Origin of the sequence: Brevibacterium sp. H602, assembly GCF_051172395.1 — a bacterium.
Taxonomy (GTDB): Bacteria; Actinomycetota; Actinomycetes; order Actinomycetales; family Brevibacteriaceae; genus Brevibacterium.
In genome coordinates this window covers 51,202-76,407 of sequence record NZ_JBPIZD010000013.1, presented here as the reverse complement: position 1 = coordinate 76,407, position 25,206 = coordinate 51,202, and the positions used below count along the sequence as shown (strand labels likewise).

Genomic DNA, 25,206 nt, shown 5'->3' with positions numbered 1-25,206 from the left:
ATGAATCATCCGTCCAATGAGCGGTTGGAACTGTATCATCCGAATATGGAACGACCATCCGATTCCCGCACGGCGCCGCCGACGGCGCTGCGGGAACTCGTCGAACTGGCCGATCAGGACGGGCATCTGACCGAGGCCGCCGCCGCCCTCGGAATACCCCAATCCACGATGAGCCGACGTATCCGCGCCCTCGAAAGCCACCTCGGGGTGCCGCTGACTGTTCCGCGCGGACGCGCCATCGGTCTGACGACGGCGGCACTGGATCTCGTGGCCGCGGTGCGTGCCCCGCTGACGGAGATCGAAGCGGCGCTGGTCGATCTCGCCGAGGCGGCCGATCCCGAGCACGGCACGATCCGGTTCGGATTTCCGCTGACGATGGGAGCCGGCGAGGTTCCCGACCTGCTTGCGGCCTTCAATCGGGCTCATCCCGGCATCCGCCTCGATCTCAAACAGGCCCACGGTGCCGAGCTCGTCGCTGATCTGCAGCGGGGCACTCTCGATCTGGCGATCATCATTCCTCCGCCGCCCGAGGTCAGCCACGAGGTGCTCGCACGGCAGACGATCATCGCGGCGCTGCCCGAGGTGCACCCGCTGGCAGGCGTCCGCAGCATCACCCTGGATCGGCTGGCAGACGAGGCATTCATCGCCACCCCTGCGAGTTACAACCTGCGGGTGCTGACCGACCGCTGGTGTCGGGCCGGCGGATTCGAGCCGGAGGTGAAGATCGAGGTCACCGAGTTCTCGACGATCCGCGAATTCGTCGGCCGCGGAATGGGGGTGGCGTTGATTCCGCCCGCGGTGCGTCCGGTCGACGGAATCACCGAGGTGGCTCTGGACGGATTCGACTATGTCCGTGAGATCGCGCTGTGCTCGGCCGTGCGCCGACCCGGTCGGGTCGTCGAGCGCCTGCGCGACTTCATCCGCGAGCACGCGGCCGCGTGGACGCGCGGGGACTGACGGTCACGCGCGGGTGCGTGCCAGCAGGTAGACGAAGTACGGGGCGCCGATGAGGGCGACGATGAGACCGGCCGGTATCTGCGCCGGAGCGATGACCGTGCGCCCCACGGCGTCGGCGACGACGAGGCCCACGGCTCCGAGCAGCATCGCCGTGGGCACGACCCGGATGTGACGGGCGCCGACCAGGGCGCGCGCAGCGTGCGGGGCGACGAGGCCGATGAATCCGACGACGCCGACCGCCGATACGCTCACCGCAGCGAGCACGGCCGCGGTGATGAGCACCGCCAGGCGCACCGGTTCACGCGGAACCCCGACCAGCCGTGGCGTGTCATCGTCGAGGGCGAGCAGGTCGAGCTCGCGCGTCCACACGAACGCCAGCGGCACGGCGACGAGCAGGGCGAGGGCGACCGGAGCGATGTCCGCCCACGCCCTTCCGTACGTCGATCCGGACAGCCAGGTGAAGAGAGCAGGCGTGTCCCAGGGGTTCGCCCGGACGAGGAACAGCGTGGTCAGGGCGGTGAACCCGAACCACAGGCCGATGCCGATGAGGACGAGACGATCGGTATTCATTCCGCCCCGCCACGAGAGCCCATAGACGATGGCGAAGGCGACCAGGGCGCCCACGATGCCGACCGCAGAGACGAGCCCGACCCCGGCGCCGGGGATGAGGGTGACGACGATGACGGCACCCAGCCCGGCTCCACCGGTGATGCCGAGCAGGCCGGGTTCGGCCAGAGGGTTGCGCGCACTGGCCTGGACGAGAGTGCCGGAGAGTCCCAGCGCGGCACCGGCGGCCAGGGCAGCGGCGACGCGGGGCGCCCGAGAATCGAAGGCGAAATCGATGACGGGTGCCGCCCGGTCCTGGAACCACAGCAGCACATCGCCGAGGAGGTAGAACCGTTCCCCGGTGAGCAGACCGATCGCGGCGACGAGGACGAGGACCACGACTCCGATGCCGATGACGAGGGCCGCTCGTCGCGGACCGACGACGGTCGAATTCGCCGCCGAGGAGGCCGCCGCCGGTGATACCGTGCGCATCGACCGTGCCAGCAGAACGAGGACGATCGCCCCGAGCACGGTCGTCGTCACTCCCGACGGGAGCGTGATCGCCTCGGTGGCGCCGACGATCGCGCGCAGCAGGGCATCGGCGACGATGACGATGATCGCACCGATGAGACCGGCGGCGGGAAAGAGCACGGCATGACGGCCGAGGCTCGGTACGACGCGGGCGAGGAGTCGGGCGATGACCGGGGCACAGAGGCCGACGAAGCCGATCGGACCGGCCAGGGTCACCGCAGTGGCGGTGAGCATGACGGCGAGGAGGATCCCGATGGCCCGCGTCGACCTGACCGGAACCCCGAGCACCGAGGCAGCGTCGTCTCCGAGCCCGAGCAGGTCCAGACGCCTCGACAGCAGGATCGCACCGCCGGCGATGACGACGATGACGGGAATGCTGCGCAGGGCCGCGCTGCCATCGAGCTGATTGAGAGTGCCCGAACCCCAGGAGAAGAGACTCGTCGTCTCTTCGGCGAAGAGGATGAGCAGAGTCGATGTCGCCGCCTGAAGCGCCATCGCCGTGGCCGTGCCCGCCAGCACGAGACGAGTCGTCGACGCTCCCGCGCCTCCGGCCAGGCCGAGGACCAGGGCTGCGGCAAGCAGGCCGCCGAGGAAGGCGACCCCTCCCGAGGCCCAGATCGGAATCGCGATGCCGAAGGCGGTGACCACGGTGACGGCGAAGTACGCACCGCCGGTGACCGCCAGCGTGTCCGGCGACGCCAAGGGGTTGCGCGCCAGTGATTGGAACAGGGCGCCGGCCACACCCAAGGCGAGGCCGACGAGGATGCCCGCCCCCACGCGCGGCAGCCGGGACCCCAGCAGGATGTCACGGGCGCTGGGGCCATCCTCGGCGGGGGAGAGCGTGTCGGTCGCGGCCGTGAACAGTTCCCTGATGCCGATGCCCGAGGTTCCCTGCGTGATATGCCAGGCGGAGGCGATGACGAGGACGGCAACGAGGCCGAGCAGCGCGGCGGCGGTCGACAGGGCGCCGACGACTCCGCGGCCGCGGACCGGAACCATGGTCGGTTCCGGTGCCGCAGCCGTCTGCTGGGAGGTGTTCGGACGGGTCAGGGGAGAGGCCACGGTCTACTTGGTCAGTGCGTCGACGTAGGCGTCGAGGGCCTGCTCGGACGACTTGGGTCCGCCGAAGGTCCAAATGCCTGCCGGGAAGGCCGTGGTGCGGTCGTCCTTCACTGCGGGGATGTTCGCCCAGATGTCGTTCTTCTTCAGCAGCTCCACATAGTCCTCGGACTCAGGGTCCTCGGTCCCGGTGTAGAAGAAGTTCGCGTCACCGACCTTCGAGATGCCTTCGATATCGGTCTGTCCGAGGCCGTACGCGGGGTCGACCTCACCGGTCCACGCGTTCTTCAGGCCCAGCTCCTCGCCGAGTTCGCCGATGAGCGAACCCTGGCCGAAGGGACGCAGCGCCACGTTCGAACCGTTGACCCAGCCGTCGAAGTAGACGAATTCGGTGGTGGCCGGGTCCGCCTCGGCGATGGCCTTCTTCGATTCTTCGAGCTTCGCATCGAAATCTCCGAGGACGGTGTCGGCGCGCTCGGTGCGACCGGTCGCCTCGGCGACGGTGGTGAACGTGTCCTTCATGTACTTGACGGGATCCTTCCCGTCGGCGCCGGCCATCGCCATCACGGGGATTCCCTGCTTCTCGAGCTGACCGACGATCTTGTCCTTGCGGTTCGTCGTTTCGATGATGACGAGATCCGGATCGGCGGACAGGATCGATTCGACGTTGGGTTCCTGGCGAGTGCCGACGTCGGTGGTGGAGTCGGGCAGCTTCTCTGCCGTGTCCCAGGTGGTGAAGCCCTTCGCATCGGCGACGGCGGCGGGATCGACGCAGAGGGAGAGGAGATCCTCGGTGTACTGCCATTCCAGGGAGACGACCTTCGCGGCCGGCTTGTCCAGTTCGATCTCGTGGCCGGTGTCGTCGGTGACGGTGACCGGATCCGCCGAGGTGGGGCTCGAGTCGTCCGTGCACGATGCGGAGGTCTGTCCCTTCGCATCAGCAGGAGCGTCGGTATCGGTGGTGCCGCATCCGGTCAGGGCCAGTGCGCAGACCGCCGTTGCCGAGGCGAAGGCGGCGAACGAGGTGCGCGACAGAGGAGTTCTGGTCATGGTGTTCTTTCTGTGAACCGATCGGCGATCGGAGATGAGGTGGTGCGATTTCTGGGTGTGACTGTCAGAAGGTGGGGTGGTGCGCTCAGAGGGCTGCGGCCGGGCGACGAGTCCGTCGGTGGAGGGCTTCGACCCGGACCAGGCCGGTGTCGGCATCGATCCGGGTCGAGATGGGCAGCCCGTAGACCTCGCTCAGCGTCTCGGCGGTGAAGACGTCTTCGCAGGTGCCGACCGAGCGGATGCGCCCCTGTTCGAGCAGGACCACGTGATCGGCGACGGTGGCGGCATGTTCGAGGTCATGGAGGACGACGCCGACGGCGATGGAGTGGTCGTCGGCGAGTTCACGTATGAGGTCGAGGATCTCCGCCTGGTAGCGCAGGTCGAGATGGTTCGTCGGTTCGTCGAGCAGGAGGACTCCGGTGTCCTGGGCCAGACAGGTCGCTAACCAGACGCGTTGGAGTTCGCCGCCGGAGAGCTGGTCGACCGGACGGTCGGCCATCACCATGGTGCCGGTGAGGGAGAGTGCGCGATCGACAGCAGCGCGATCGACGTCGGTGAGCCCGGCGAAGCGCTTACGGTGCGGGTGGCGGCCGAAGGTGACGATCTCACGGACGCTGAGACCCGACGGATGCGGGCGCGACTGGGACAGCAGGGTGACGAACCGGGCGAACTCTCTGGCCGTCAGAGTGCTCGACGGAGTGTCTGCGTCAGCCTCGGTGATGACGACATCGCCCGAGGTGATCGGGTGCAGCCCGGCCAGTGAGCGCAGGACGGTCGACTTGCCCGACCCATTGGGTCCGAGCAGGGCGGTGACCCGTCCGGGGACGATCGTCAGGCTCACGTCATGGACGACCTCGGTGCGGTCGTAGCCCAGATTGAGGCCGGTGGCAGTCAGTGCAATCGCGTTCACAAATGATTAGCCTAACCTAAGTCGACGCTTGAGGGTATGTGTGTGGTGCAGATCACTTGTGTCAGCGCCTGCCGATAGTGTGGGCCTGCGACCGTAGGATGGGACCGATCGAGGAGGAGCAGATGAGATTCATCGCCACGGGGGACTGGCAGCTCGGCATGACCGCGCACTACCTCAGCGACGAGGCGCGCCCGAGGTTCCACCGCGCACGCCTCGATGCCGTGGCTCGCATCGGTGCGCTCGCCGCCGAGACGGGCGCGGAGTTCGTCCTCGTCTGCGGAGACGTGTTCGAAACCAACCAGCTCGACCGCGCGATCATCGCCCGGACCTTCGAAGTCCTCAACGCGTTCACCGTGCCGGTCGTGCTGCTTCCCGGCAACCACGACCCCTTGGACGCCGCATCGATCTACGACTCCCCAGCCTTCTCCTCGCGAGTGCCCTCCCATGTGCATGTCCTGCGCGACAGCGACCCCTTCACCGTCGTTCCCGGGGTCGAGATCATCGGCGCCCCATGGTCCTCCAAACATCCCCAAGGGGATCTCGTCGCCGCAGCGACGAAAGACCTCGCCGAGGTGGCGGCCGGTGATATCCGGATCATCGCCGGCCACGGAGCCGTGAGCGTCCTCGACCCCGATCGGGAATCGCTGGCCACAATCGACACCGACCATCTGCGGGCACTGCTGCGCGACGACCGTGCCCAGTTCGTCGCACTCGGCGACCGACACGCAACCTTCGAGGTCGCCGACCGCATCTGGTACCCCGGAGCACCGGAGGTGACCTCACGGCGGGAGACCGATCCGGGCAACGTGCTCCTCGTCGACATCGACGCCGACACCCACCGGGCCGAGGTCGAGAAGATCCACGTCGGCACATGGGCCTTCACCGTCATCGAAGCCGACCTCAACTCCGCCGAGGATGTCACCGAGTTCGAAGAGCAGATGAATGCCGTTCCCGACAAGGACCGCACGGCGGTGTGGCTGATCCTGCGCGGCACTCTGCCGACGGCGGCGAAAGCCCGACTCGACGAACAGCTCGACCATTTCTCCGACCTGTTCGCGCTCGTCTCACTCTGGGAGCGGCACATGGACCTGGCCGTCGTCGCCGCCGACGACGACTTCGCCGATCTCGGACTGAGCGGATATCTGCAGGAGACTCTTGACGAGCTCTCCGCACGAGCCACAGCAGACGACGACTCAGCAGTCACGGCCCAAGACGCACTCGGCCTGCTCTTTCGATTCGCCAGGAGCGGCTCATGAGACTCCATTCCATCCGCCTCATCGACTACCGCGCCATCAGCGACGCCACCGTCGACTTCAGCTCCGGGGTGACGATCGTCGAGGGCCCGAACGAGGTCGGGAAGTCTTCGATCCATCAGGCCATCACACAGCTGCGCGAGGACAAGGACAGCTCCCGCAAGGCCAGCGTCAAAGACACCCAACCGGTCGGCTCCGATGTCGGTCCGCAGGTCGAACTGCACCTGAGCACCGGGGACTACGAACTCCGATACAGCAAACGCTGGATCAAACAGCCCTTCACCGAGCTGAGCGTTCTCAAACCCGTCCCCGAACAGCTCAGCGGCAGCGAAGCACACGAACGGTTCTTGGCGATCCTCGACGAAACCGTCGATGTCGACCTGCTCGACGCCCTCGACGTCGCTCAGGGACGCAGCCTCGATCAGGCCTCCCTGGCCGAGATCAAGGCACTGCACGGTGCTTTGGGCGAGGCCGGGGAGGAACCGGCTGACCACGATGCCTTCCTCGACAGAGTCGAAACCGAATACCTGAGGTTCTTCACGGCAAAGGGCAAGGAGACGGGTGAGCTGCGCAGACTCACCGAAGAACTCCCCGGTGCCGAAGAGCAGCATCGTGAACTGAAGGCGCGCAGCGCCGATATGGACGGGCTCGTCGACCGGCATGCCCGAGCAGCCGAGAGGCTGACGAATGGGCGCACTCAGCTGGCATCGGCCGTGACCGAACGCGAAGAGGCTGAACAGGCTGTGCAGTCCGTGTCCGGGCTCAAGGCCGAACTCGATCGAGCTCTCGAACGCGCGGGCGTCGCACAGAGAGAACGTCAGCGTGCCGAGGAGGCGCGAGACCGACGTCAGGCACTCATCACCGAGGTCACCACGGCCGAAGAGTCGGTGAAGACTGCCGACGATGCACTCAAGACGGTCACGACCGCACAGCAGGAAGAGGACTCGTCTCTCGCCGAGGCGCAGAAGGGCCTCGAGGCCAAACAGGCCGCACTTCTCACCGCTCAGGTTGAAGCGAAGACCGCAGCCGCCGATCTCGCTCGGGCCCGCGCACGCAGAGAGGTCGACACTCTGCGGAAGAGGCTGGCCGACATCCGCGACCAGGAACGCAGAGCAGCCGAGGCGAAAGCGACGATCGGGTCGATCACCGTGACCGCGAAAGACGTGGAGAAACTCGGAGGACTGTTCACCGAGCTGCGCATTGCGCAGAACGCGAAGACCGCGGCCGCCGCACAGATCGTCGCCCGCCGCCTCGGCGATACCGCCGTGAGCATCGACGGAACCGATGTGCCCAAGGGGTCCGCCGAGGAATTCGCCGTCACCTCGGACCTGCAGATCCTCGTCGACTCCGTCGTCGACATCACTGTGCGACCGGGACAGTCACCAGCCGAACTCGACCGGGCCCTCGACTCCGCACAGACCTTTCTCGACGCGGAACTCGACCGGCTCGGCGTGACCTCCCTAGAACAGGCACGCGAACGCAGCGAGGTGCGCACCGATGCCGAGGCCGTGCTGGCCGAAGCCTCATCGACTCTGCGGGTGCTCATCGGCGACGACGACCGCGACGGACTCGATGCCGCGCTCACCCGAGCCGAACACGTGGCGGGGGACCCCGCTGATACCACCGGAACCGCCGCATCGATCGACGACCTCGAAGCACTGGTCGAATCGACGTCAGCAGCCGTTGACGATGCGACCGCGCAGGTCGAGACGGCTAGGACCGTGCTCGAACGCATTCGCACCGACCGGGATGAGGCACGGGTGTCAGCCGTGCGTGCACAGTCGACGCGCGAACAGGCGGCGACGACGCTGCAGAACCTCAGCACCCGCCTGAGCATGGACAGGGAAGCGAACTCCGATGAGTCCCTCGACGAAGCACTGACCGCTGCCACGGCGACACAGACACAGGCTGAGGACGAAGCCGCTGCCGCACGCTCCGCATACGAGGCCGCCGACCCCGAGACTCTTGAGATGCGACTGCAGAACGCTCTCCAGCTCGTCGACAGCAAACAGAAGCAGCAGGAGAAGGACCGGCAGGAGGTCGATCAGCTCTCGGCTCTCATCGATGACCGTGCGGCCGAGGGCATCTACGACAAGCTCAAAGCTGCAGAGCAGAACGTGGAGTCCATTCGGTCGAAGCAGGCTCGCATGCAGCGGCAGGCAAATGCGATCCGACTGCTGCGCGACACCGTGCTCGCACACAAGGAAGAGGCTCAGCGGAGGTACGTCGCCCCGTTCAAGGAGGCGATCGAGAAGCTGGGTCGGGTGATCTTCGGTCAGGGACTGTCGGTGGAGATCTCCGAGAATCTCGAAATCGTCTCCCGCACGCTCGACGGACGCACCGTGGCCTTCGACGCGCTTTCGGGCGGGACGAAGGAACAGCTGGCGCTCATCGGGCGACTCGCCGTCGCCACCCTCGTCGATGCGGAAGCCGGAGCACCGGTCATCCTCGACGATGCCTTCGGCTTCTCCGATGAGCAGCGCCTGTCCGCCCTCAACGTCATCCTCGGCAATGTCGGCCGCACGGCCCAGGTCATTCTGCTCACCTGTCAGCCCGACCGCTTCGCCTCCATCGGCGGCGCCGAAACCGTCAGCCTGGGCTGAATCTCAGCCCCGACCTCAGCCTCAGTCGGCAGACCCCGCTGCCGCTTTGGTTGCCTGGGCGGCTTCGACGGCATCGGCGCGGATGGTCCGCCGCAGGATCTTGCCCGAACTCGTCTTCGGCAGCTGATCGATGAACGTCACCTGGTGCGGAGCCTTATAGGAAGCGAGCTTCTGCCGGCAGAATGACATGATCTCCTCAGCGGTCGCCTCGGCGCCGGGCTGCAGGGTGACGAACGCCGACACATCCTCGCCGCGGTAGTCATCGGGGATGCCCACGACAGCTGCCTCTTGGATGGCAGGGTGCATGTAGAGCACATCCTCGACTTCCCGCGGCCAGACTTTGAAGCCGGAGGCATTGATCATGTCCTTCTTCCGGTCGACGATGAACAGCCACCCGTCTTCATTCATAAACCCGACATCGCCCGTGTGCAGCTCGCCGTTGGGGATCTGCTCTGCGGTGGCCTGCGGGTTGTTGAGGTAACTGGAGACCACTTGCGGTCCGGAGATCGCAACCTCTCCGACCTCCCCGGGGCCCACGGGCTGACCGTCGTCATCGAGGATGCGGATCATCACATCCGGCTGCGGAAGACCGCAGGCGAGGTTCCCGCTGTCCGGGTCGACCGGGGCTTGGAATCCATGCGGCACGGTGGCGACCTGAGCGCAGGTCTCCGACAGGCCGTAGCCCTGACCGACATAGATCTCGGCACGCTCTTCGAACTTGTTGACCAGTCCTTCGGGCAGCGGTGCACCGCCGGACATGAGGGACTTGAAAGATGCGAACTTCTCGGCGCTGAAGTCGGGGTGCGCCATCATCGCCGTATATATCGTGGCCGGGCCAGCCATGTACGCAGGCTTCTCCCGATCACACAGAGCGATGAGCGAACCAGGTTCGAAACGATAGTTGAGGATGAGCCGGGCACCACCGGCCACAGCCGCAAGGAACTGGCAGATGAATCCAGTGATGTGGAACAAGGGAGCCAGTGAGACGTAGCCGTCGCCGGGACCCAGGATCGGGTTGCGCAGGCAGTAACGCGAGTTGCTCGAGATATTCGCATGAGTCGCCGCCGCTCCCTTCGACCGTCCCGAGGTGCCTGACGTGTAGGCGATGAGACCGAGGTCCGACGGAGCAGGGGAGTGCGGGGTGAAATCGGTATCGAGGTAGCCCTCCACCGCCTCTGCGAACGCGAAACGTCCCTCGGCGGGCGGCAGCTCCTCGAACCGCGGAAGCTTGTCGAACATCGCATAGATCGCATCAGGGCCATCCGCCTGGAAGCTCCGGTCATCACTGAGCACAACCAGTGGCAGGTCCGCCGTATAGTCCTTGACCCGGTCGAGATAGGCGGCCTGAGAGACGATGAGTCCCTTGACCTCGGAATCGGCGAAGATGTGATCGAGCTCGCCGCGGTACATGGGGTTGAGGGGGACGACGGTGCCTCCGGCCTTCCAGATCCCATAGGTGGAGATCACGAACGCGGGGGTGTTCTGGTCATAGATGCCGACACGGTCGCCGGGCTTGATCCCGTGGGCCGAGAGGAAGGCAGCGAAAGCCGTCGACCAGCGGTCGAACTCCGCCCAGGTCAGGGTGAATCCGTAGTAGTTGATGCCTTCCTCGTCGCCACGGGCGTCGACCGTGTCAGCCAGATCGGCCAAGGGCGTGGAATCCCGCAGGACATAGGGCTCCTGAGCGAGATCGCCCAAAGTGGTGATCCATGGGCGCTCCTCAAACCAATTGTTCGTCATTGAACATCCTTTCGCAGGCTGTGCCAGGCCCGTGCACTCTGCTGCGGGCGCGGTGGGGTCTCACTGTATCGCGGAAGAGTCGACCTCAAGCGCGGTATTTCCTGATCTCATTGCGGGCGATAGAGCGCTTGTGCACTTCATCCGGTCCATCGGCCAGACGCAGGGTGCGCATATGCGCCCACATCCGGGCCAGTGGGAAGTCCTCGGTGACTCCGCCGCCGCCGTGGACCTGAACCGCCCGATCGATGACCTTCAGCGCCATCGTCGGTGCGACGACCTTGATCTCAGCGATCTCGTTCTTCGCCACCTTGTTGCCGTACTTGTCCATCATGTCCGCGGCGTGCAGGGTCAGCAGGCGAGCCTGATCGATTTCGATCCGGGACTCGGCGATCCAGTCCTGGATGTTCGCCCGGTTCGACAGCTTCTCACCGAAAGTCACGCGGGATTCTGCGCGCTTGACCATGAGTTCGAGCGCCCGCTCGGCGGCTCCGATGGCACGCATGCAGTGGTGGATCCGGCCCGGACCCAGGCGCGCCTGACTGATGGCGAAGCCTTCGCCCTCGCCCTTGAGAATGTCCTTGAACGGCACGAGCACGTTCTCGAAGACGATCTCGGCATGGCCCTCCCGGTCGGCGTAGCCGTATACGGGCAGGTTGCGCACCACGGTGACTCCGGCGGCATTGATCGGCACGACGAGCATCGACTGCTGACGGTGCACCTCGGCGGTGGGATCGGTCTTGCCCATGACGATGAGCACCCGGCAGTTCGGGTGCATCGCGTTCGACGCAAACCACTTGCGGCCGTTGAGCACGAATCCGTCGTCGGTGCGCTCCATGCTCATCTCGACGTTCGTCGCATCGGAGCTGGCCACGGCCGGCTCGGTCATGGCGAAGGCCGAAGCGATCTCACCCTCGAGCAGGGGCCGCAGGTACTTCTCCTTGTGGTCATCGGTGCCGAAGACCGTGAAGACCTCCATATTGCCGGTGTCCGGCGCATTGCAGTTGATCGCTTCCGGGGCGATCTCCAGGCTGCGTCCGGTGATCTCGGCCAATGGAGCGTATTCGAGGTTCGTCAGCCCGGGTCCCCATTCCGGGTGCGGGTGGAAGAGGTTCCACAGGCCCTGCTTCTTCGCTTCGGCTTTGAGGTCTTCGAGGATCTGCGGCTGTGTGTGGGGGCTGGCCGCCGCGGCCATCTGCTCGGCGTAGACCGGCTCGGCCGGGTAGACGAATTCGTCCATGAAGGCGTTCAGACGCTCCTGATACTCGCGTCCGCGTTCGCTGATTTCCAACACGTGGGCTCCTTGCTTCTCGGTGGGTCTCACACTGCTGTGAGGTCTGGTCTCGGGCGAGTCTCACTCGTTGGTGGGGCTCGGTGTCACTGTTCGCTGAGTCGGGATTGGTATCGGGACATTCCGCGCAGCCAGCGGTCGTAGTCGCTGCCTTTCATCCGGTACATCTCGAGCACTTCGGGGTGCGGCAGGATGAGGAACTGCTCGTTCTCGACGGCGTCGAGGACGATGGCGGCCACCTCGGCGGGCTCCAGGACGGTCCCGGCTGAGGTCACGGCCCTCTGGGCGGCGCCGCCGGCGGATCCGGCGTCGTCGAGCAGATTCGTGTTCACTCCCATCGGGCAGACCACCGAGGCGCGGATTCCGTCGTCGCGATAGGTCATGGCCAACCATTCCGCGAATCCGACTGACGCATGCTTGGTCACCGAATATGCGGCCGAGCCGATCTGCGTGAGCAGCCCTGCCGCCGAGGCGGTGGCGACGAAATACCCGGAACCGGCCTCTTGCCAACGGGGGACGAGTGCCTGCGCGGCGCGGACATGGGCGCGCGTGTTGACGTCGATGATCGTGTCCCAGTCGGCGTCGGATTCTCCGAGCATCGCCGGACCGATGATTCCGGCATTGGCGAAGTAAAGATCGATCCCGCCGAGGCTGTCGTCGGCAGATTCGATGAGCGCACCGATTCCTTCGACCGATGACACGTCGCCTGTCCACGCGAATGCCGAGGTGCCGAGTACGGCGGCGGTGTCGCCGACCGTGGGGGAGAGGTCCGCGAGAACGACTGACGCACCGCGTTCGATGAGCTCGGCGGCCAAAGCGGCGCCGATTCCACCGGCGGCCCCGGTGACGACCGCACGCTTGCCGACCAGGGATGAGGTCATGATCTCTCCAACAGGTCGAGGGCTTGGCGAGCGAGGTCTTCGACCCCGGCTCCGGCCTCTTCCGGGTCGAGATCGAGGTCGCCCATCTTGCCTGTCGCCAGTCGTGTGTAGACGCCTTCACGGATGCAGGCCAGTTTCCACATCGCGAACGCCGAGTAGTAGCTGACATCGTGGACTTCGTGCCCGCTGACTTCCTGATAGCGGTCGATGAGTTCGTCTGTGGTGGGGAAACCGTCGTCGGCTCGGGGCACCCAGATGCTGGTGTACTGTTCGGGCACCGTGAGCATGGCGACGAAATAGCCGAGGTCGGTGAGCACCTCGCCGATGGCTGTCAGCTCCCAGTCGACGACGGCGTTGACCGACCCCGACGGCGCGAAGATCATATTGTTCGGTTTGAAGTCCCCGTGTGCAATTCCCACGGGCGAGCCCGCAGGGTCGGGCATGGCCTCGCGGAGGACATCGTGGACTTCGTGGATTGTCGGAGTCTCGCGCATCGCGATCTTCTCGACCTGCCCGATCCAACGACGCAGCTGCCGGTCGATGAGTCCGCCGGGTCGACGCAGATCGGACAATCCGACAGCATCGACGTCGACGGAATGGATCGCCGCCAGCGCGTCGACCATGCCGAATGCACAGTCGCGGCGGTTCTCAGGTGGGATGGACTCCCACTCGGTGGGAGTGTTGATCGGGAATCCCGGGCAGTGATCCATGAACACGAAGGGCACATCGAGGACCTCGGGGTCGTCGACGATGTCGAGGACGGTCGGCACCGGAACGTCACTGTCATTGAGCGCTGCCATGATCCGGCCCTCGCGGGCGACATTGTGAGCGCTGCCGCCCTCGTGGCCCAGGGGAGGGCGGCGCAGGACCCAGCGTGGGTTGCCGTCGACGAGGATGGTGAACGTCAGATTCGACCGACCGACCGACATAACTTCGACGTCGAAATCGCTGATCCCGAATCTCCGCTCGATCCATCTGCCGATGCTGTCCGCATCGAACCCTGCCGGTGATTGTGTCATCCTTGACCTTCCCGAGTGAACAGTCGTTCAGTAGAGTTCACAGTATTCATCCCGAGCGGGGGAGTCAAGCCGTGAAAGTGATCACGGTCATAGCCGCTCGGTGTGATAGAGGTGAGAAGACCGCCGACACCGGAGCTCGAGTGTTCCGTGTGCGTCACAACGATAGCGAGGAAACTATGAAAGCCATTCGCGTCACCGCTCTGACCGGCCCCGCTGATGTGGAGCATCTCGATGTGGAGCGCCCGTCGCCGGGGCCGGGCCAGGTGCTCATCAAGGTCGCATATGCCGGCGTGACGTTCCCCGAAGTCCTGCAGACTCGCGGAATGTACCAGGTCAAGCACGACCTGCCCTTCACTCTGGGTTCCGAGGCCTCCGGCGTCGTCGCCGAGGTGGGTCCGGACTCCCGCTACTCCGTCGGGGACCGCGTTGCTGCGATCACCGGAAAGGGTACCTTCGCCGAATACCTCGTCGCCGGTGACGAGGCCACCGTGAAGGTCCCGGATTCGGTTTCCTTGGCCGATGCCGCAGGCATGCCGATGAACGTGCTCACCGCTGACTTCGCACTGCGGGTGCGCGCGAATGCCCAGCCTGGCCAGAGCCTCCTCGTCCACGGAGCCGCAGGCGGTCTCGGTTCGGCCGCAGTGCAGCTGGGTCTGGCGATGGGCCTCGAAGTCATCGCCGTCGTCTCGACCCAGGCGAAGGCTGAAGCGGTTCGCGAGATCGGCGCCACGCATGTCGTCCTCGCCGACGGCTTCAAGGACGCGGCGAAGGAGATCTGTCCGGGCGGCGTCGATTTCGTCTTCGACCCCGTCGGCGGCGACCGATTCACCGATTCGACACGAGTGCTCGCTCCGTTCGGTCGGCTTCTCGTTCTCGGCTTCACTGCCGGTGAAATCCCCTCGATCAAGGTCAATCGCCTGTTGCTGAAGAACATCTCTGTCGACGGCGTCGCTTGGGGCGCGGCGGCCTGGGGTCACCCGAACTTCATTCACGAGCAGTGGGACGCCGTCCTCGGGCACGTTGCCACAGGTGACCTCAACCCGCGCATCCACGCGAACTACCCGCTCGCCGAGGCCTCCTCGGCGATCAGGGAACTCGACGGCCGTGCCGTGATGGGCAAGGTCCTCCTCGAAGTCGCGGGAGAGTAGCCGCAGGCGTCATCACCTCTTGCGGTGGCGCTTGGCGATATCGCGTCCGATGAGTTCCTTCATCACTTCATTCGCTCCGCCGAAGATCGCCTGGATGCGGTTGTCCTTGTAGGCGCGAGCGATGGGGAACTCGAGCATGTAGCCGTAGCCGCCGAAGAGCTGCAGGCAGCGATTGACGACCTCGATCTCGAGGTCCGAGCCCAAGTACTTCGCCTTGGCGGCGTCGACCGCAGTGAGTTCGCCTTCGTTGAGAGCCAGGGCACAGCGGTCGACGAACGCCTCCAGGGCGTCTACTCGGGTTTCGAGCTCGGCGAGTTCGAAACGGGTGTTCTGGAAGTCGCCGATGGTCTGACCGAAAGCGGGGCGGTCGAAGACGTACTCGGCCGTCCATGCCAGCGCTGCCCGCGCCGATGCCAGGGTTCCCGATCCGATGAGGAGGCGTTCGGTGGGGAGGTTGACCATGAGGTGGATGAACCCCTGATCGAGTTCGCCGAGGAGGGCATCGGCCGGCACCCGGACATCGGTGAACGAGAGTTCGGCAGTGTCCTGGGCGTCCAGGCCGAGCTTTTTCAGTTTGCGGCCCTTCTCGAACCCAGGTGTGCCTGCCTCGACGATGAACAGCGAAGTGCCTTGAGACGCCTTCGCCTCCGGGTTAGTGCGGGCGACGACGATGACGAAATCACAGTGGATGCCGTTGGTGATGAAGGTCTTGGCGCCGTTGATGATCCAATCGTCGCCGTCGCGGACAGCCTTCGTGGTGATGCCCTGCAGATCCGAACCGGCATCCGGTTCGGTCATGGCGATCGCCCCGATCATCGCGCCCGAGGTCAGTCCAGTCAGATACTTCTGTTTCTGCGCCCGAGTGCCCAACTCCATGAGATAGCCGGGGACGATTCCGTCTGAGACGCCCCAGCCGCTCGTGGCCGCACCGACGCCACGGCGGGCGATCTCTTCGGCTCGCACCATCTCGAACCGGAAGTCGGAGACGCCGCCACCGCCGAACTCCTCGGGGATGGCCAGGCCGATGATGCCCGACTGCGCTGCCTTGCGCCACATTTCCCGATCGACGAGGTGGTTCTCCTCCCAATCCTCGAAGTGGGGGACGACTTCGCGGTCGAGGAACGCAGCGACCGATCCTCGGAATGCCTCGTGATCCTCGTTGTACAGATTCCTCTTCATCGATTGCGTCCTCTTCTCAAGCAGTGGTTGTCGCTGGGCGGGCAGACAGGCCGGTCTTCGGGCCGAGGCGATGATGTGTGCCCGGTCACTGAGCGTGCGTTCAGTCTGGCATCCGCCTGAAAAACAGTCAATACAGACTGGATCTGTGAGATAGTCGGAAGCAGCCCGTTTCGACCGCAGTTCTGCGGTGTCGAACAGCTCCAGAACGGAACACGGCAGAAGGGGATGCGATGGATGCCGGCAACCAGGCCGAACGCACTGCGCGCTCACGCGACCTCATCCTCGATGCCACGATCGAATGCCTGCTGCGCGAAGGATATGCGGCGACGACGACGGTGAGAGTCCAATCGATCGCGGGGGTGACTAGGGGGCGTCTGCTCCACCACTTTCCCTCAAAGCAGGATCTGCTCACGGCTGCAGTCAGCCGCCTCGGCGAACAGAGACTCAGCCTACGGCTGGAGGACCAGGACGACGAATTCGGTCGGATACTGGAAACGGAACGACCCGACGCCGCCGACGCCAGAAGCGATTGGGCGATTCGGACCCTGTGGACGGGGCTGATGCACGGCAGCTTCTTCTCTGCCCTCGAACTGTGGACGGCTTCGCGCACCGACGATGAACTGGCCGGAAACGTCCGTGAGCACGAGAAGATCGTCCTCGACCGCGTCAGGGACAATGCCCGTGAGCTCTTCGGATCGGCGGTCACGCGGAACCCGGAGTTCGATGAGGTCTTCACGATGATCTTCGCGAGCATGCGCGGAATGGCCGTGACCTACACCTTCTCCCGACGTGACCCACACCGGGAGCCGATGCTCACCACCTGGCAGCGGACCGCGCGAACCCTGCTCTTGGGTGCGGCACCGGACTGAGATCGCAGACCCACCGACGAGAGCCGGTGAGAAGCTGAGCGATCAGTTGTCGTAGATCTCGTCGAAGATGGTCAGGTCGCCGACGACGATGAGCTTCGTCGTCGCTCTCGACATACCGACGTAGAGCATGTCGATGGCCCGCTGGGGGTCTCTGAACCCGTTGAGGCTGAGCACCACGGCGGGCCTTTCGAGTCCTTTGAATCCGAGCACATGCCCGTAGAAGACGTCCTCTTCAGCGAAGAACTAATCCCAGTAGGCTGCGATCCCTTCGCTCTCCACGATGTTCTTCTGCTCCGGATGCCTGGATCCGGTGGTCAGCAGCGCGACCTGGCCGGCGTTCCACCCGGCATCCATGAGTGCTTCGACCTGCCCATCCGCTTCGGCTACGGCATCCTCGAGGCCGACGTCGATCCACTCGATTTCGTCGCCGGGTCCGTTGCGTGCGATCGGCGGTTCCAACGCGAGGTCGGCGATTCCGGCGACGATCTGGGATGAGTTGCGCAGATTCTCGTCGAGCTGGATGGGGTTCATCGTGATCGGTGATGCGCCGTGACGGTCGAAGATCCGTTGGCGCTCATCGGTGAAGACGTAGAGGGTGTCGGCAAGCTGATTGCGCAGGCAGGATTGGACGGCTTCCCACCACAGCAGGCTGAAGTCCTGGCCTTCGTCGATGACGATGGCGTCGAAGAGGCTCTTGCGCGGACGCTCGTCGGCGAGTTCCTTGAGCATCGTGGGCAGTCGCTGTTCCCAGTACTCCGAGTCGTCGTCGCTGCCGGTGGGCGCACCCCAGCTGATGGGCAGGTCGTGGAAGAGCCCAACGAACGCGGGCCGGTCGACTTCGGGCCATTGTGCGGTGAAGAGCTGGAGGAAGCGGCCGAGCCCGCGGGAATAGCACATGAGGGCGACCTTCTTCCCCTCCTGCGTCAGCGCTCTGGCCTTGAGCAGGGCCAGATAGGTCTTGCCCGATCCTGCACCGCCGCTGATCTCGGCACGATTCTGGTGGCGGAGGATGCGGATGAGCTTCGCCTGCTCACGGCTGAGGGCATCGGCTCGGTCAGAGATTTCGGAGGCTCTGAGCTTGAGATTCTCCACCGCCTGGTTGGTCCTGCGGAGGTTCTTCAGCACGAACTCGTGGCCGGCCGTGGGGTCGTGGCGTTCGGGGTCGAAGTCGAAGCGCAGCTGAGTGGCGATCTTCGATGCCAGGGAACCGATCTCGGTGCCGTCGACGAGCTGACGCCTCGGCGCGTCCGGCTGGTCCCAGTCGCTCGGCAGTTCCGTGTAGGGGAGGACCGCAAGGTGGCTGATCGGTCCGGGGAGGCGGGAGAGCCGCGGGCGCAGATAGTCCACGAGGGTGTGCTTGGCGATCATCGCCTGCTCGAGGGGAGAGGTGGGCAGTCGGTTTCGCTTTCCCTGGGCGCCGGAGGTGAACCAAGCGCCGTCGACGACGTCGACGCGTCCGCCTTTGACCTCGACGACGGCGATGCCGGCGCCCGGCCACAGGATGAGGAAATCGATCTCGACATCCTTGTCATCGCCGGTCAGTCGTTGACCATGGATGATCGCCGCTGCATCGGGCAGCTGCCGGCACAGAGCATTCCACACGAGCTCCTCGGCCGTAGATCCATTGAAATCTGGCTGTTCGGGAATCAACGTGACCATGACACGAGATTAACCCAGACTCAGTCGCAGAAGACCGGCGACACTGCAACGGAAGTTCCGCTGTAGTGCCGCCGGTCTGCTCTGCCGTAGGTGACGCGTCACTCAGATGCGGTCACGAGGGGTCCGGACGGTCATTTCGCGTCGTCGACGAGCTCCGATTCGTCGAGGATGACGTCCGCGCCGGTCTCGGGGAGGCCGCAGCCGCGCAGCGAGGCACCGTTCGTCTCCTTCATGAAGATCGTGGCAATCAAACCGATCGCGCATGCAGCCATGACGAGGTAGGCGGGAATGATGGTGTTTCCCGTCGCGCCGATGAGTCCATCGCTGATCGAGGGGGCGGTGCCACCGAACAGTGCAGTGGAGACGTTGTAAGAGATAGCGAAGCCTGCGAAGCGCACAGGTCCGGGGAACATCGCCGGGAACGTCGCCGAGATGGTCGAGATCTGCGGGATGTAGAGGACACCGAGGACGGCCAGTCCGACGAGTGCCCACACGAAGCCATTGGCCATGAGCATGAACATCGGAATCGCCGCGACGAAGAGGCTGATGAGCGAGAAGTACCAGACGGGCTTGCGCCCGACCTTGTCCGAAAGCATTCCGCCGAACGGGATGAGGATCATCATGAATGCCTGGGCGAGGAACATCACGGTCAGTGAGGCGTTCGCGCTCATGCCGACTGGGTTCTGCAGGTAGGTGGGCATGTAGGACAGCAGCGTGTAGTTGACCACGTTGACCGCGACGACCATGCCGCCGAGGACGAGGAGCTGCTTCTTGTAGTTCGCGAACAGGGTCGCGAAGACCTCCTTGACGGACTTGCCTTGATCGCTGTTGTCCAGCTCTTCATAGACAGGGGATTCGTCGAGCTGTGAGCGCAGGTACAGGCCGACGACGCCGAGCACACCGGCGAAGACGAACGGAATCCGCCATGCCCAGTCCGTCATCGTCTGTTCGCCGAGTCCGAGCTGCAGAAGGAGGACGAAGAGCGAACCGGCGGCCATTCCGGCCAGAGTGCCGAATTCGAGGAAGCTGCCGAAGAATCCGCGCCGGTTGTCCGGGGCGTATTCGGCCATGAAGGTGGCGGCACCACCATACTCACCGCCTGAGGAGAAGCCTTGGATGACGCGGAGCAGAACGAGGATGATGGGTGCGGCGACGCCGATCGTGGCGTAGGACGGCAGCAGCGCGATGCAGAATGTGGAACCGGCCATGAGCAGAATCGTCAGCGCCAATACGCGTTTGCGGCCGAGGCGATCGCCCATCGGGCCCCAGATGATCCCGCCGAGTGGGCGGAAGATGAAGGACACGGCGAACGTCAGCAGCGCCATCAGCTGAGCATGCTCGCCGGGGAAGAAGTGCTGAGCGAGATAGGTCACTGAAACGGCGTAGAGACCGTAGTCGAACCACTCCGTCGCATTGCCCAGGGCGGAGGCGGCGACGGCCTTGCGGACCGTCTTGAGATCAGGTTCGGGCGGGGAAGCAGGTGATGCGGATCCTGAGGTATAGGGAATACTCATGAATTCCTCCAGTCATGTGGACCACAGTCGAAGTGATCCTTCATTCGAACCGAAGCCACGTTACGAGCCAGTGCTCAGCTTCTCAATCGAAGAATCCTGTCAAATCATCGGCGTGTCATTAGGAGAATATTCGGTTTTGGCGTATCTGACCTGGAAGGACGCTCTGCGTCGTCAATATCGGAGCGGCAAATCTTCTTCACAGGGAACAGTGAAGTTATCGTTATGGCAATCGGGTTGACAGAAAACTTAATCAATGACCGAATTTGTCTGTGCAAGCGAAAAGAGTAGTCTTCTCTTTCGAGCTATCCGAACCATTTCTTTTCGGCCCCGGCATAGGTGCCGTCATGCTGGGTGATACGCAGCCAAGTGTTGAGGTATTCAAGCATCTGGTCGTCGCCTGAACGTATTGCATAGCCCTGTTCGTTGAAGTTCAAGGGTTTGTCCGGGTTGACGGCGCAGAGTTCCGGTTCTTCATGGGCTACCCACTTGGTCTCTGGTGCGTCGGTCACCATGACATCGGCCTCGCCTTTGATGATCTGGTCGAAGATCGTATTGTTGTCGTCCCATTTGATGACCTTGGCCTCGGGAAAGTGCTCCGCGGCGAACTCTTCGTTGGTGCCACCTTTTGGCGTGATGACTTCAACATCGTCATCGTTGATCTTGTCAATCGAGTCGTACTTGTCCACCTTCCCACACTGGGTGATGGGAGTCTTACCGTCCTGCGCGGTCGGATCCGACATATACAGTTGTGCGGCCCGCTCTGTGGTGATAGAGAGCCCTCCCATGCCTATGTCGCACGCGCCTTTTCGAATCTTAGATGGGAATTCGTCCCAGCCGATTTTGACGAATTCTGGTTTCGCGTCGAGGTCGTCGGCGAAAGTGCGACCCATGTCGACGTCAATGCCCGACCATTCCTTCGCCTTCGGGTCGAAATAGGTGAAAGGACGGTAGTCCCCGGTAGTACAGATCTTCACGACTCCCGACGATTCGATTCGGTTCAATGTCGGAAAAGACCCCTGCGACTCTGCCGGCGTCGAATCTTCGGCTGCGTTCTGATCGGATGCGCCAGTTGATGTACACCCGGCAAGAGCAAGTGCGACCGCACAGAATCCAGCGATGGTGGGAGCGAACTTACTTGTGAAATGCATGACTTCGATGTCCTAGATGTGGCTGGCATGCCGGTTCGGCGGTTCATGTCTGAGTAAAGTCTAGCCCGATGCATCGGGGAGACGGGTTAGTCTATCTGCGGTCAGGAAGGCGACCGATCTCATCCGCATGGCAGTTCCCACCTCCGCCGATGCCGGTGCCCATAGCCGACGGCCGACGGCACCTGCGCCGGCTCATCCGGTGGACGATACCCTCATTTTTGCGCCGAGCGCCGTAGATCGGATCGAAAACGTCGAGATCAGATGAATGAGTGGAGGGAACGCGCATATGCACGGTCCCTTCACTCAATCGACTCAGGCCGAATGGCTCAGATGTCCGAACTGCGGTGCTGGATCAGGAGGCCGCAGATTCCTCTACCGCGGCTGCTGCACGCTGATCCATCGCCGGAGACGTATCGATCCCGCGAGCGTTGAGGCGACGCTTGACGAGCGGCCACACGGCGAAGAGCACCGCAGTGGCGACTAGGCTCGTCCACACCTGTGCCCGGCCGTCCTCGCTGAGGAGCATGATGATGACGACGCCGATGACGACGATGATGAGGAAGATGTTGAGGATCGGCGTCAGCCACGATTTCAAGGTCAGAGCTTCTCGCTCGGCCGGGCTGAGTTTGAGTCGCATGCGCCACTGGGCGAGGGCAATGAAGACATAGACGAAGAGGGCTACGAGACCGCCGGAGTTCATGATGAAGTCGAAGATCCCCGACGCCGGGACGGTGAAGTTGGCGACAACGGCCGCCAGCGCACCGAGGCTCGAAGCGATGAGAGCTGCCACCGGGACGTTCGTCTTCGAGCGCTTGCGGATGAGCGCCGGCGCATACCCTTTGTCGGCCAGGGAGGCGAACATGCGGGAGGCCGAATAGAGGCCGGAGTTGAGCACCGAGATGACAGCGGTGAACAGGACGATTGTCATGATCGCCGAGGCACCTGGCAGACCGAAGAGACCGTAGACATGAGCGAACGGAGCGATCGTATCGGGATCGGGCAGCTCATCCCAGGGAACCGCGGTGACGATGATGAGCACGCCGCCGACGAAGAACAGCATGATCCGCCAGATGACGGTCCGGGTGGCCTGGTTGATGCCGCGAGCCGGATCGACTGACTCGGCCGATGCCATGACGGCGATCTCGGTGCCGAAGTAGCTGAAGATGACGGTGGCCACGCCGATCATCACGGCGCTGAAGCCCATGGGCATGAAACCGCCGTGGTCCCACAGGTTGGATACGGAGTTCGTCGCGTTGGGCCAGGCGCCGAGCACGAAGAGTGCACCGACGATGAGGAAGACGACGATCGTGATGACCTTGATGCTCGCGAGCCAGAACTCGACCTCACCGAAGACGCGGACCGAGAGGACGTTCGTGCCGATGAAGACGATGACGAGGAGGAGGGACCAGAGCCAGGTGGGAATCGCGGGGAACCAGCCTGACATGATTCCGCCGCCGACGACCGCTTCGTAAGCGATGACGCCGACCCAGAAGTACCAATACAGCCAGCCGACGAGGTAGGCGGCCCATCCGCCCAAGGACTCGTTCGCGTACTCCATGAAGGAGCCGACGGCAGGTCGTCGTGCCGACATCTCACCGAGCATCCGCATGGCGAGGAAGACGAGAAGTCCGCCGATGAGATAGGAGAGGATGGCAGCCGGTCCCGTCGAGCGGATGACGTTTCCGGATCCGACGAAGAGGCTTGCACCGATGATGCCGCCGAGCGTGATCATGGTGATGTGCCGGTTGCGCAGCTTGCCGCCCCCAGCGGCGTTGTCAGTGTCAGCACCCGAGTTGTGGGGTTCGCTCATAGAGCTTTCTCCTTGTGAGACCAGGGCTCGGATTTCGCACGAATGCCGAGCCTCCAGGCAGTCACTGTTGAAACTGCCTCCGGGATTCTACACAGAAGTCGCGAGAATCAGATGTCGTCGATCACACGGTGGTCGGCGAATGGAGTCGTCAGCGCAGTATTGTCAATCGTGCCGGTGGGACGCGTGCTCGTCGATCCACGTCCAGCCGGGCGGCATCGGTGCCCAGGCGGCGACATCGCGACCGGATTTCGAACTGTCGGCGAGGACGACGACTGCTCCGGCACGCTCGGCGATGAGCTCTTTCGTCCGCGCTTCGTCGAGACTCGGTTCGCCGAGGCCCCGTGCCGGATCCACGGCATCGGCGCCGAGGAATGCGATGTCGACATGGATGCGCGACAGCGCATGATCGGACAGCGCGCCGGTGGTGCCGTGCGACAGTGTCGAGACTTCGCCGCCGACCATGATCACTGTGGGGCCGGCGGGGTGAGCCAGAGCCAGCGCGATCTCGAGTCCGCGAGTGAACACGGTGAGCTCTTTGCGGTCCCTGATCCGCTCGGCCAAACGCACGGTCGTCGAACCGGCGTCGAGGAAGACGGTGCGCACTCGGGCGTCGTCGAGTCGTTCGAGCGCTCGTGCGGCGATCATGTCCTTCGCCTCCGCCTGCTGCTCCATCCGCTCGCCCAAAGGCGGTTCGACATAGCCGGCGGCTGTGGCTCCGCCGATGGTGCGGATGATCTCGCCGTCGGCGGCCAACTCACGCAGGTCGCGGCGGATCGTCGATTCCGAGGTCTCGAGTTCCTCGGCCAGGCGAGGGATGCTCCACGAACCAGTTTTGAGCAGGCCGAGAATGGCTTCGCGGCGGCGCTGGGTCCCCGAGCGGATCGCCATCTGTTCTCCCTCTCCTTCGGCAGTGATCCGGCCGCAGCGACGCCGCGGCCGGAGATACGACTCAGCCTACTGCGGCAGGTACTCCGCGCGGATGCCGTCGACGAACGGAGCGTAGCCGATGGCCGCGCGGTAGGCCGAGCGCATGGTGCCCGCATCGGCGATTCCCTGACCGGCGATGTCGAAGGCGGTTCCGTGATCGACGGACGTGCGCAGGATCGGCAGTCCGACGGTGACCGAGATGGTGCCGTCGAAGTCGAAGGTCTTCGATGCGATGTGCCCCTGATCGTGGTACTGCGAGAGGATTCCGTCATAGCGGCCGGTCAGCCCTTGGTGGAAGACAGAATCCGCCGGGATCGGTCCGGCGACTTCGAAGGCGCCACCCGCATTGACCTTCTCCACGGCCGGGCGGAGGATCTCGATCTCCTCGTCGCCGAAGGCACCGTTCTCGCCACCGTGGGGGTTGAGCGCGGCGACGGCCAGTCTCGGCGAGGCGACGCCGTAGAGCTGGAGGGCACGGTGGGCGCGTTCGATGGAGTCGATCTGTGTGTCCACGGTCAGGGCGTCGAGAGCCTTGCGCAGGGACATGTGGCGGGTGGCGAAGAAGATCTGGAGTTTGTGGTCGGGGACCTTCGTGTTCTCCACGACGAACATCGTGTCCTGCTTCGTCACTCCGGTCAGCTCACCGAGCATTTCGGTGTGCCCGAGGTGCTGCGAACCGGACTTCCATACGGCTTCCTTGTTGATGGGGCCGGTGACGATGCCGGCGATCTGCTGATCCATGGCCGCCTTGGTGGCGAGCTCGATCGCGGCCACCGAAGCCTTGCCGGCGCGGGCATCGACGACTCCCCAGTCGGGAAGGTCATCCCCGAGAACGCCGATATCGAAGACGTCGATGACGCCTTCACCCGCCGACGGGGTCGACCAGTCGGAGATGGAGCGCAGTTCGACGTCGAGTCCGAGGACGTCGACGGCCCGTTTCATCACGGCCAGATCCGCCACAGCGATTCCGTGCTGGTCGTCTCTGCCGGCGAACTCCGCAAGCACCGTGGCGGTGATCTCCGGTCCGATTCCGACCGGGTCACCCACGGTCACGGCGAGTGCTGGTGCTGTCATTTCTGTCTCCTCAGATGGTTAGGATGGATGTCGGTGGGTGG

At 64.2% G+C, this 25,206-nt stretch carries 20 protein-coding genes; 5 read left to right on the top strand and 15 right to left on the bottom strand.

The window, feature by feature from the left end; genetic code table 11:
- Nucleotides 1-45: 45 nt before the first annotated feature.
- Nucleotides 46-957, top strand: coding sequence for a LysR family transcriptional regulator (locus ACSBQT_RS11470; protein WP_410710424.1), 912 nt, complete (start codon nucleotides 46-48; stop codon nucleotides 955-957).
- A 3-nt stretch (nucleotides 958-960) separates the two neighbouring features.
- On the opposite strand, the gene ACSBQT_RS11465 is transcribed toward ACSBQT_RS11470, so the two are convergent.
- The 3 genes from ACSBQT_RS11465 to ACSBQT_RS11455 all read right to left on the bottom strand — a co-directional run bounded on the left by ACSBQT_RS11465 (nucleotide 961) and on the right by ACSBQT_RS11455 (nucleotide 5,053).
- Nucleotides 961-3,096: an iron ABC transporter permease gene (locus tag ACSBQT_RS11465; protein ID WP_410710423.1), complete on the bottom strand. Its 2,136-nt coding sequence runs from the start codon at nucleotides 3,094-3,096 to the stop codon at nucleotides 961-963.
- 3 nt (nucleotides 3,097-3,099) lie between these two features.
- Nucleotides 3,100-4,143, bottom strand: coding sequence for an ABC transporter substrate-binding protein (locus ACSBQT_RS11460; protein ID WP_410710422.1), 1,044 nt, complete (start codon nucleotides 4,141-4,143; stop codon nucleotides 3,100-3,102).
- A gap of 85 nt (nucleotides 4,144-4,228) precedes the next feature.
- The gene (locus ACSBQT_RS11455) at nucleotides 4,229-5,053 is read right to left on the bottom strand and encodes an ABC transporter ATP-binding protein (RefSeq protein ID WP_410710421.1); all 825 of its coding nucleotides are present in this window, start codon (nucleotides 5,051-5,053) and stop codon (nucleotides 4,229-4,231) included.
- Between the two features lie 122 nt (nucleotides 5,054-5,175).
- Between ACSBQT_RS11455 and ACSBQT_RS11450 the strand changes: the two genes are divergently transcribed.
- Nucleotides 5,176-6,309 (top strand): metallophosphoesterase family protein, encoded by a 1,134-nt coding sequence (locus ACSBQT_RS11450; RefSeq protein WP_410710420.1) that lies wholly within the window; start codon nucleotides 5,176-5,178, stop codon nucleotides 6,307-6,309.
- Nucleotides 6,306-8,909 carry an AAA family ATPase gene (locus ACSBQT_RS11445; RefSeq protein ID WP_435001788.1) on the top strand — a complete coding sequence of 868 codons (2,604 nt, stop codon included), beginning with the start codon at nucleotides 6,306-6,308 and terminating at the stop codon, nucleotides 8,907-8,909. Before ACSBQT_RS11450 ends, ACSBQT_RS11445 begins: the two co-directional genes overlap by 4 nt.
- A 21-nt stretch (nucleotides 8,910-8,930) precedes the next feature.
- Here the strand turns inward: ACSBQT_RS11445 and ACSBQT_RS11440 are convergent, their stop codons facing one another.
- The 4 genes from ACSBQT_RS11440 to ACSBQT_RS11425 all read right to left on the bottom strand — a co-directional run bounded on the left by ACSBQT_RS11440 (nucleotide 8,931) and on the right by ACSBQT_RS11425 (nucleotide 13,837).
- On the bottom strand, nucleotides 8,931-10,649 hold the full coding sequence (locus ACSBQT_RS11440; RefSeq protein ID WP_410710418.1) for a class I adenylate-forming enzyme family protein: 1,719 nt from the start codon (nucleotides 10,647-10,649) through the stop codon (nucleotides 8,931-8,933).
- An 85-nt stretch (nucleotides 10,650-10,734) separates the two neighbouring features.
- A complete protein-coding gene (locus ACSBQT_RS11435; protein WP_410710417.1) occupies nucleotides 10,735-11,940 on the bottom strand; it encodes an acyl-CoA dehydrogenase family protein in 1,206 nt (401 codons plus the stop codon).
- 83 nt (nucleotides 11,941-12,023) lie between these two features.
- On the bottom strand, nucleotides 12,024-12,818 hold the full coding sequence (locus tag ACSBQT_RS11430; RefSeq protein ID WP_410710416.1) for an SDR family oxidoreductase: 795 nt from the start codon (nucleotides 12,816-12,818) through the stop codon (nucleotides 12,024-12,026).
- Entirely contained in the window at nucleotides 12,815-13,837 is a 1,023-nt protein-coding gene (locus tag ACSBQT_RS11425) for a phosphotransferase family protein (RefSeq protein WP_139907412.1), read from the bottom strand. Before ACSBQT_RS11425 ends, ACSBQT_RS11430 begins: the two co-directional genes overlap by 4 nt.
- A gap of 176 nt (nucleotides 13,838-14,013) precedes the next feature.
- Here ACSBQT_RS11425 and ACSBQT_RS11420 point away from each other — a divergent pair, with 176 nt between their 5' ends.
- A complete protein-coding gene (locus ACSBQT_RS11420; protein ID WP_410710415.1) occupies nucleotides 14,014-14,985 on the top strand; it encodes an NADPH:quinone oxidoreductase family protein in 972 nt (323 codons plus the stop codon).
- Between the two features lie 12 nt (nucleotides 14,986-14,997).
- On the opposite strand, the gene ACSBQT_RS11415 is transcribed toward ACSBQT_RS11420, so the two are convergent.
- Nucleotides 14,998-16,164 carry an acyl-CoA dehydrogenase family protein gene (locus tag ACSBQT_RS11415; protein WP_410710414.1) on the bottom strand — a complete coding sequence of 389 codons (1,167 nt, stop codon included), beginning with the start codon at nucleotides 16,162-16,164 and terminating at the stop codon, nucleotides 14,998-15,000.
- Nucleotides 16,165-16,394: 230 nt separating this feature from the next.
- Between ACSBQT_RS11415 and ACSBQT_RS11410 the strand changes: the two genes are divergently transcribed.
- A complete protein-coding gene (locus ACSBQT_RS11410) occupies nucleotides 16,395-17,033 on the top strand; it encodes a TetR/AcrR family transcriptional regulator (protein ID WP_410710413.1) in 639 nt (212 codons plus the stop codon).
- Nucleotides 17,034-17,075: 42 nt separating this feature from the next.
- Here ACSBQT_RS11410 and ACSBQT_RS11405 read toward each other — a convergent pair whose 3' ends face one another.
- From ACSBQT_RS11405 to pdxA, 7 genes are all read right to left on the bottom strand, one after another.
- On the bottom strand, nucleotides 17,076-17,243 hold the full coding sequence (locus ACSBQT_RS11405) for an ATP-binding domain-containing protein (protein ID WP_410710412.1): 168 nt from the start codon (nucleotides 17,241-17,243) through the stop codon (nucleotides 17,076-17,078).
- Nucleotides 17,244-17,276: 33 nt separating this feature from the next.
- The gene (locus ACSBQT_RS11400; RefSeq protein ID WP_410710411.1) at nucleotides 17,277-18,692 is read right to left on the bottom strand and encodes a nuclease-related domain-containing DEAD/DEAH box helicase; all 1,416 of its coding nucleotides are present in this window, start codon (nucleotides 18,690-18,692) and stop codon (nucleotides 17,277-17,279) included.
- Nucleotides 18,693-18,823: 131 nt separating this feature from the next.
- The gene (locus ACSBQT_RS11395) at nucleotides 18,824-20,206 is read right to left on the bottom strand and encodes an MFS transporter (RefSeq protein WP_410710410.1); all 1,383 of its coding nucleotides are present in this window, start codon (nucleotides 20,204-20,206) and stop codon (nucleotides 18,824-18,826) included.
- Between the two features lie 302 nt (nucleotides 20,207-20,508).
- The gene (locus tag ACSBQT_RS11390; protein ID WP_410710409.1) at nucleotides 20,509-21,354 is read right to left on the bottom strand and encodes a transporter substrate-binding domain-containing protein; all 846 of its coding nucleotides are present in this window, start codon (nucleotides 21,352-21,354) and stop codon (nucleotides 20,509-20,511) included.
- Between the two features lie 352 nt (nucleotides 21,355-21,706).
- A complete protein-coding gene (locus ACSBQT_RS11385; RefSeq protein WP_410710408.1) occupies nucleotides 21,707-23,164 on the bottom strand; it encodes an amino acid permease in 1,458 nt (485 codons plus the stop codon).
- 162 nt (nucleotides 23,165-23,326) lie between these two features.
- Complete coding sequence (locus ACSBQT_RS11380) at nucleotides 23,327-24,052, bottom strand: DeoR/GlpR family DNA-binding transcription regulator (RefSeq protein ID WP_410710407.1); 726 nt, start codon at nucleotides 24,050-24,052, stop codon at nucleotides 23,327-23,329.
- 66 nt (nucleotides 24,053-24,118) lie between these two features.
- Nucleotides 24,119-25,165 carry a 4-hydroxythreonine-4-phosphate dehydrogenase PdxA gene (pdxA, locus tag ACSBQT_RS11375; RefSeq protein ID WP_410710406.1) on the bottom strand — a complete coding sequence of 349 codons (1,047 nt, stop codon included), beginning with the start codon at nucleotides 25,163-25,165 and terminating at the stop codon, nucleotides 24,119-24,121.
- Nucleotides 25,166-25,206 lie beyond the last annotated feature (41 nt).

Coding starts and splice junctions, on each gene's coding strand:
- ACSBQT_RS11470 (WP_410710424.1), top strand. CDS start 46: ATGGAACGACCATCCGATTCCCGCACGGCGCCGCCGACGGCGCTGCGG.
- ACSBQT_RS11460 (WP_410710422.1), bottom strand. CDS start 4,143: ATGACCAGAACTCCTCTGTCGCGCACCTCGTTCGCCGCCTTCGCCTCG.
- ACSBQT_RS11450 (WP_410710420.1), top strand. CDS start 5,176: ATGAGATTCATCGCCACGGGGGACTGGCAGCTCGGCATGACCGCGCAC.
- ACSBQT_RS11445 (WP_435001788.1), top strand. CDS start 6,306: ATGAGACTCCATTCCATCCGCCTCATCGACTACCGCGCCATCAGCGAC.
- ACSBQT_RS11440 (WP_410710418.1), bottom strand. CDS start 10,649: ATGACGAACAATTGGTTTGAGGAGCGCCCATGGATCACCACTTTGGGC.
- ACSBQT_RS11430 (WP_410710416.1), bottom strand. CDS start 12,818: ATGACCTCATCCCTGGTCGGCAAGCGTGCGGTCGTCACCGGGGCCGCC.
- ACSBQT_RS11425 (WP_139907412.1), bottom strand. CDS start 13,837: ATGACACAATCACCGGCAGGGTTCGATGCGGACAGCATCGGCAGATGG.
- ACSBQT_RS11420 (WP_410710415.1), top strand. CDS start 14,014: ATGAAAGCCATTCGCGTCACCGCTCTGACCGGCCCCGCTGATGTGGAG.
- ACSBQT_RS11415 (WP_410710414.1), bottom strand. CDS start 16,164: ATGAAGAGGAATCTGTACAACGAGGATCACGAGGCATTCCGAGGATCG.
- ACSBQT_RS11410 (WP_410710413.1), top strand. CDS start 16,395: ATGGATGCCGGCAACCAGGCCGAACGCACTGCGCGCTCACGCGACCTC.
- ACSBQT_RS11400 (WP_410710411.1), bottom strand. CDS start 18,692: ATGGTCACGTTGATTCCCGAACAGCCAGATTTCAATGGATCTACGGCC.
- ACSBQT_RS11395 (WP_410710410.1), bottom strand. CDS start 20,206: ATGAGTATTCCCTATACCTCAGGATCCGCATCACCTGCTTCCCCGCCC.
- ACSBQT_RS11390 (WP_410710409.1), bottom strand. CDS start 21,354: ATGCATTTCACAAGTAAGTTCGCTCCCACCATCGCTGGATTCTGTGCG.
- ACSBQT_RS11385 (WP_410710408.1), bottom strand. CDS start 23,164: ATGAGCGAACCCCACAACTCGGGTGCTGACACTGACAACGCCGCTGGG.
- ACSBQT_RS11380 (WP_410710407.1), bottom strand. CDS start 24,052: ATGGCGATCCGCTCGGGGACCCAGCGCCGCCGCGAAGCCATTCTCGGC.
- pdxA (WP_410710406.1), bottom strand. CDS start 25,165: ATGACAGCACCAGCACTCGCCGTGACCGTGGGTGACCCGGTCGGAATC.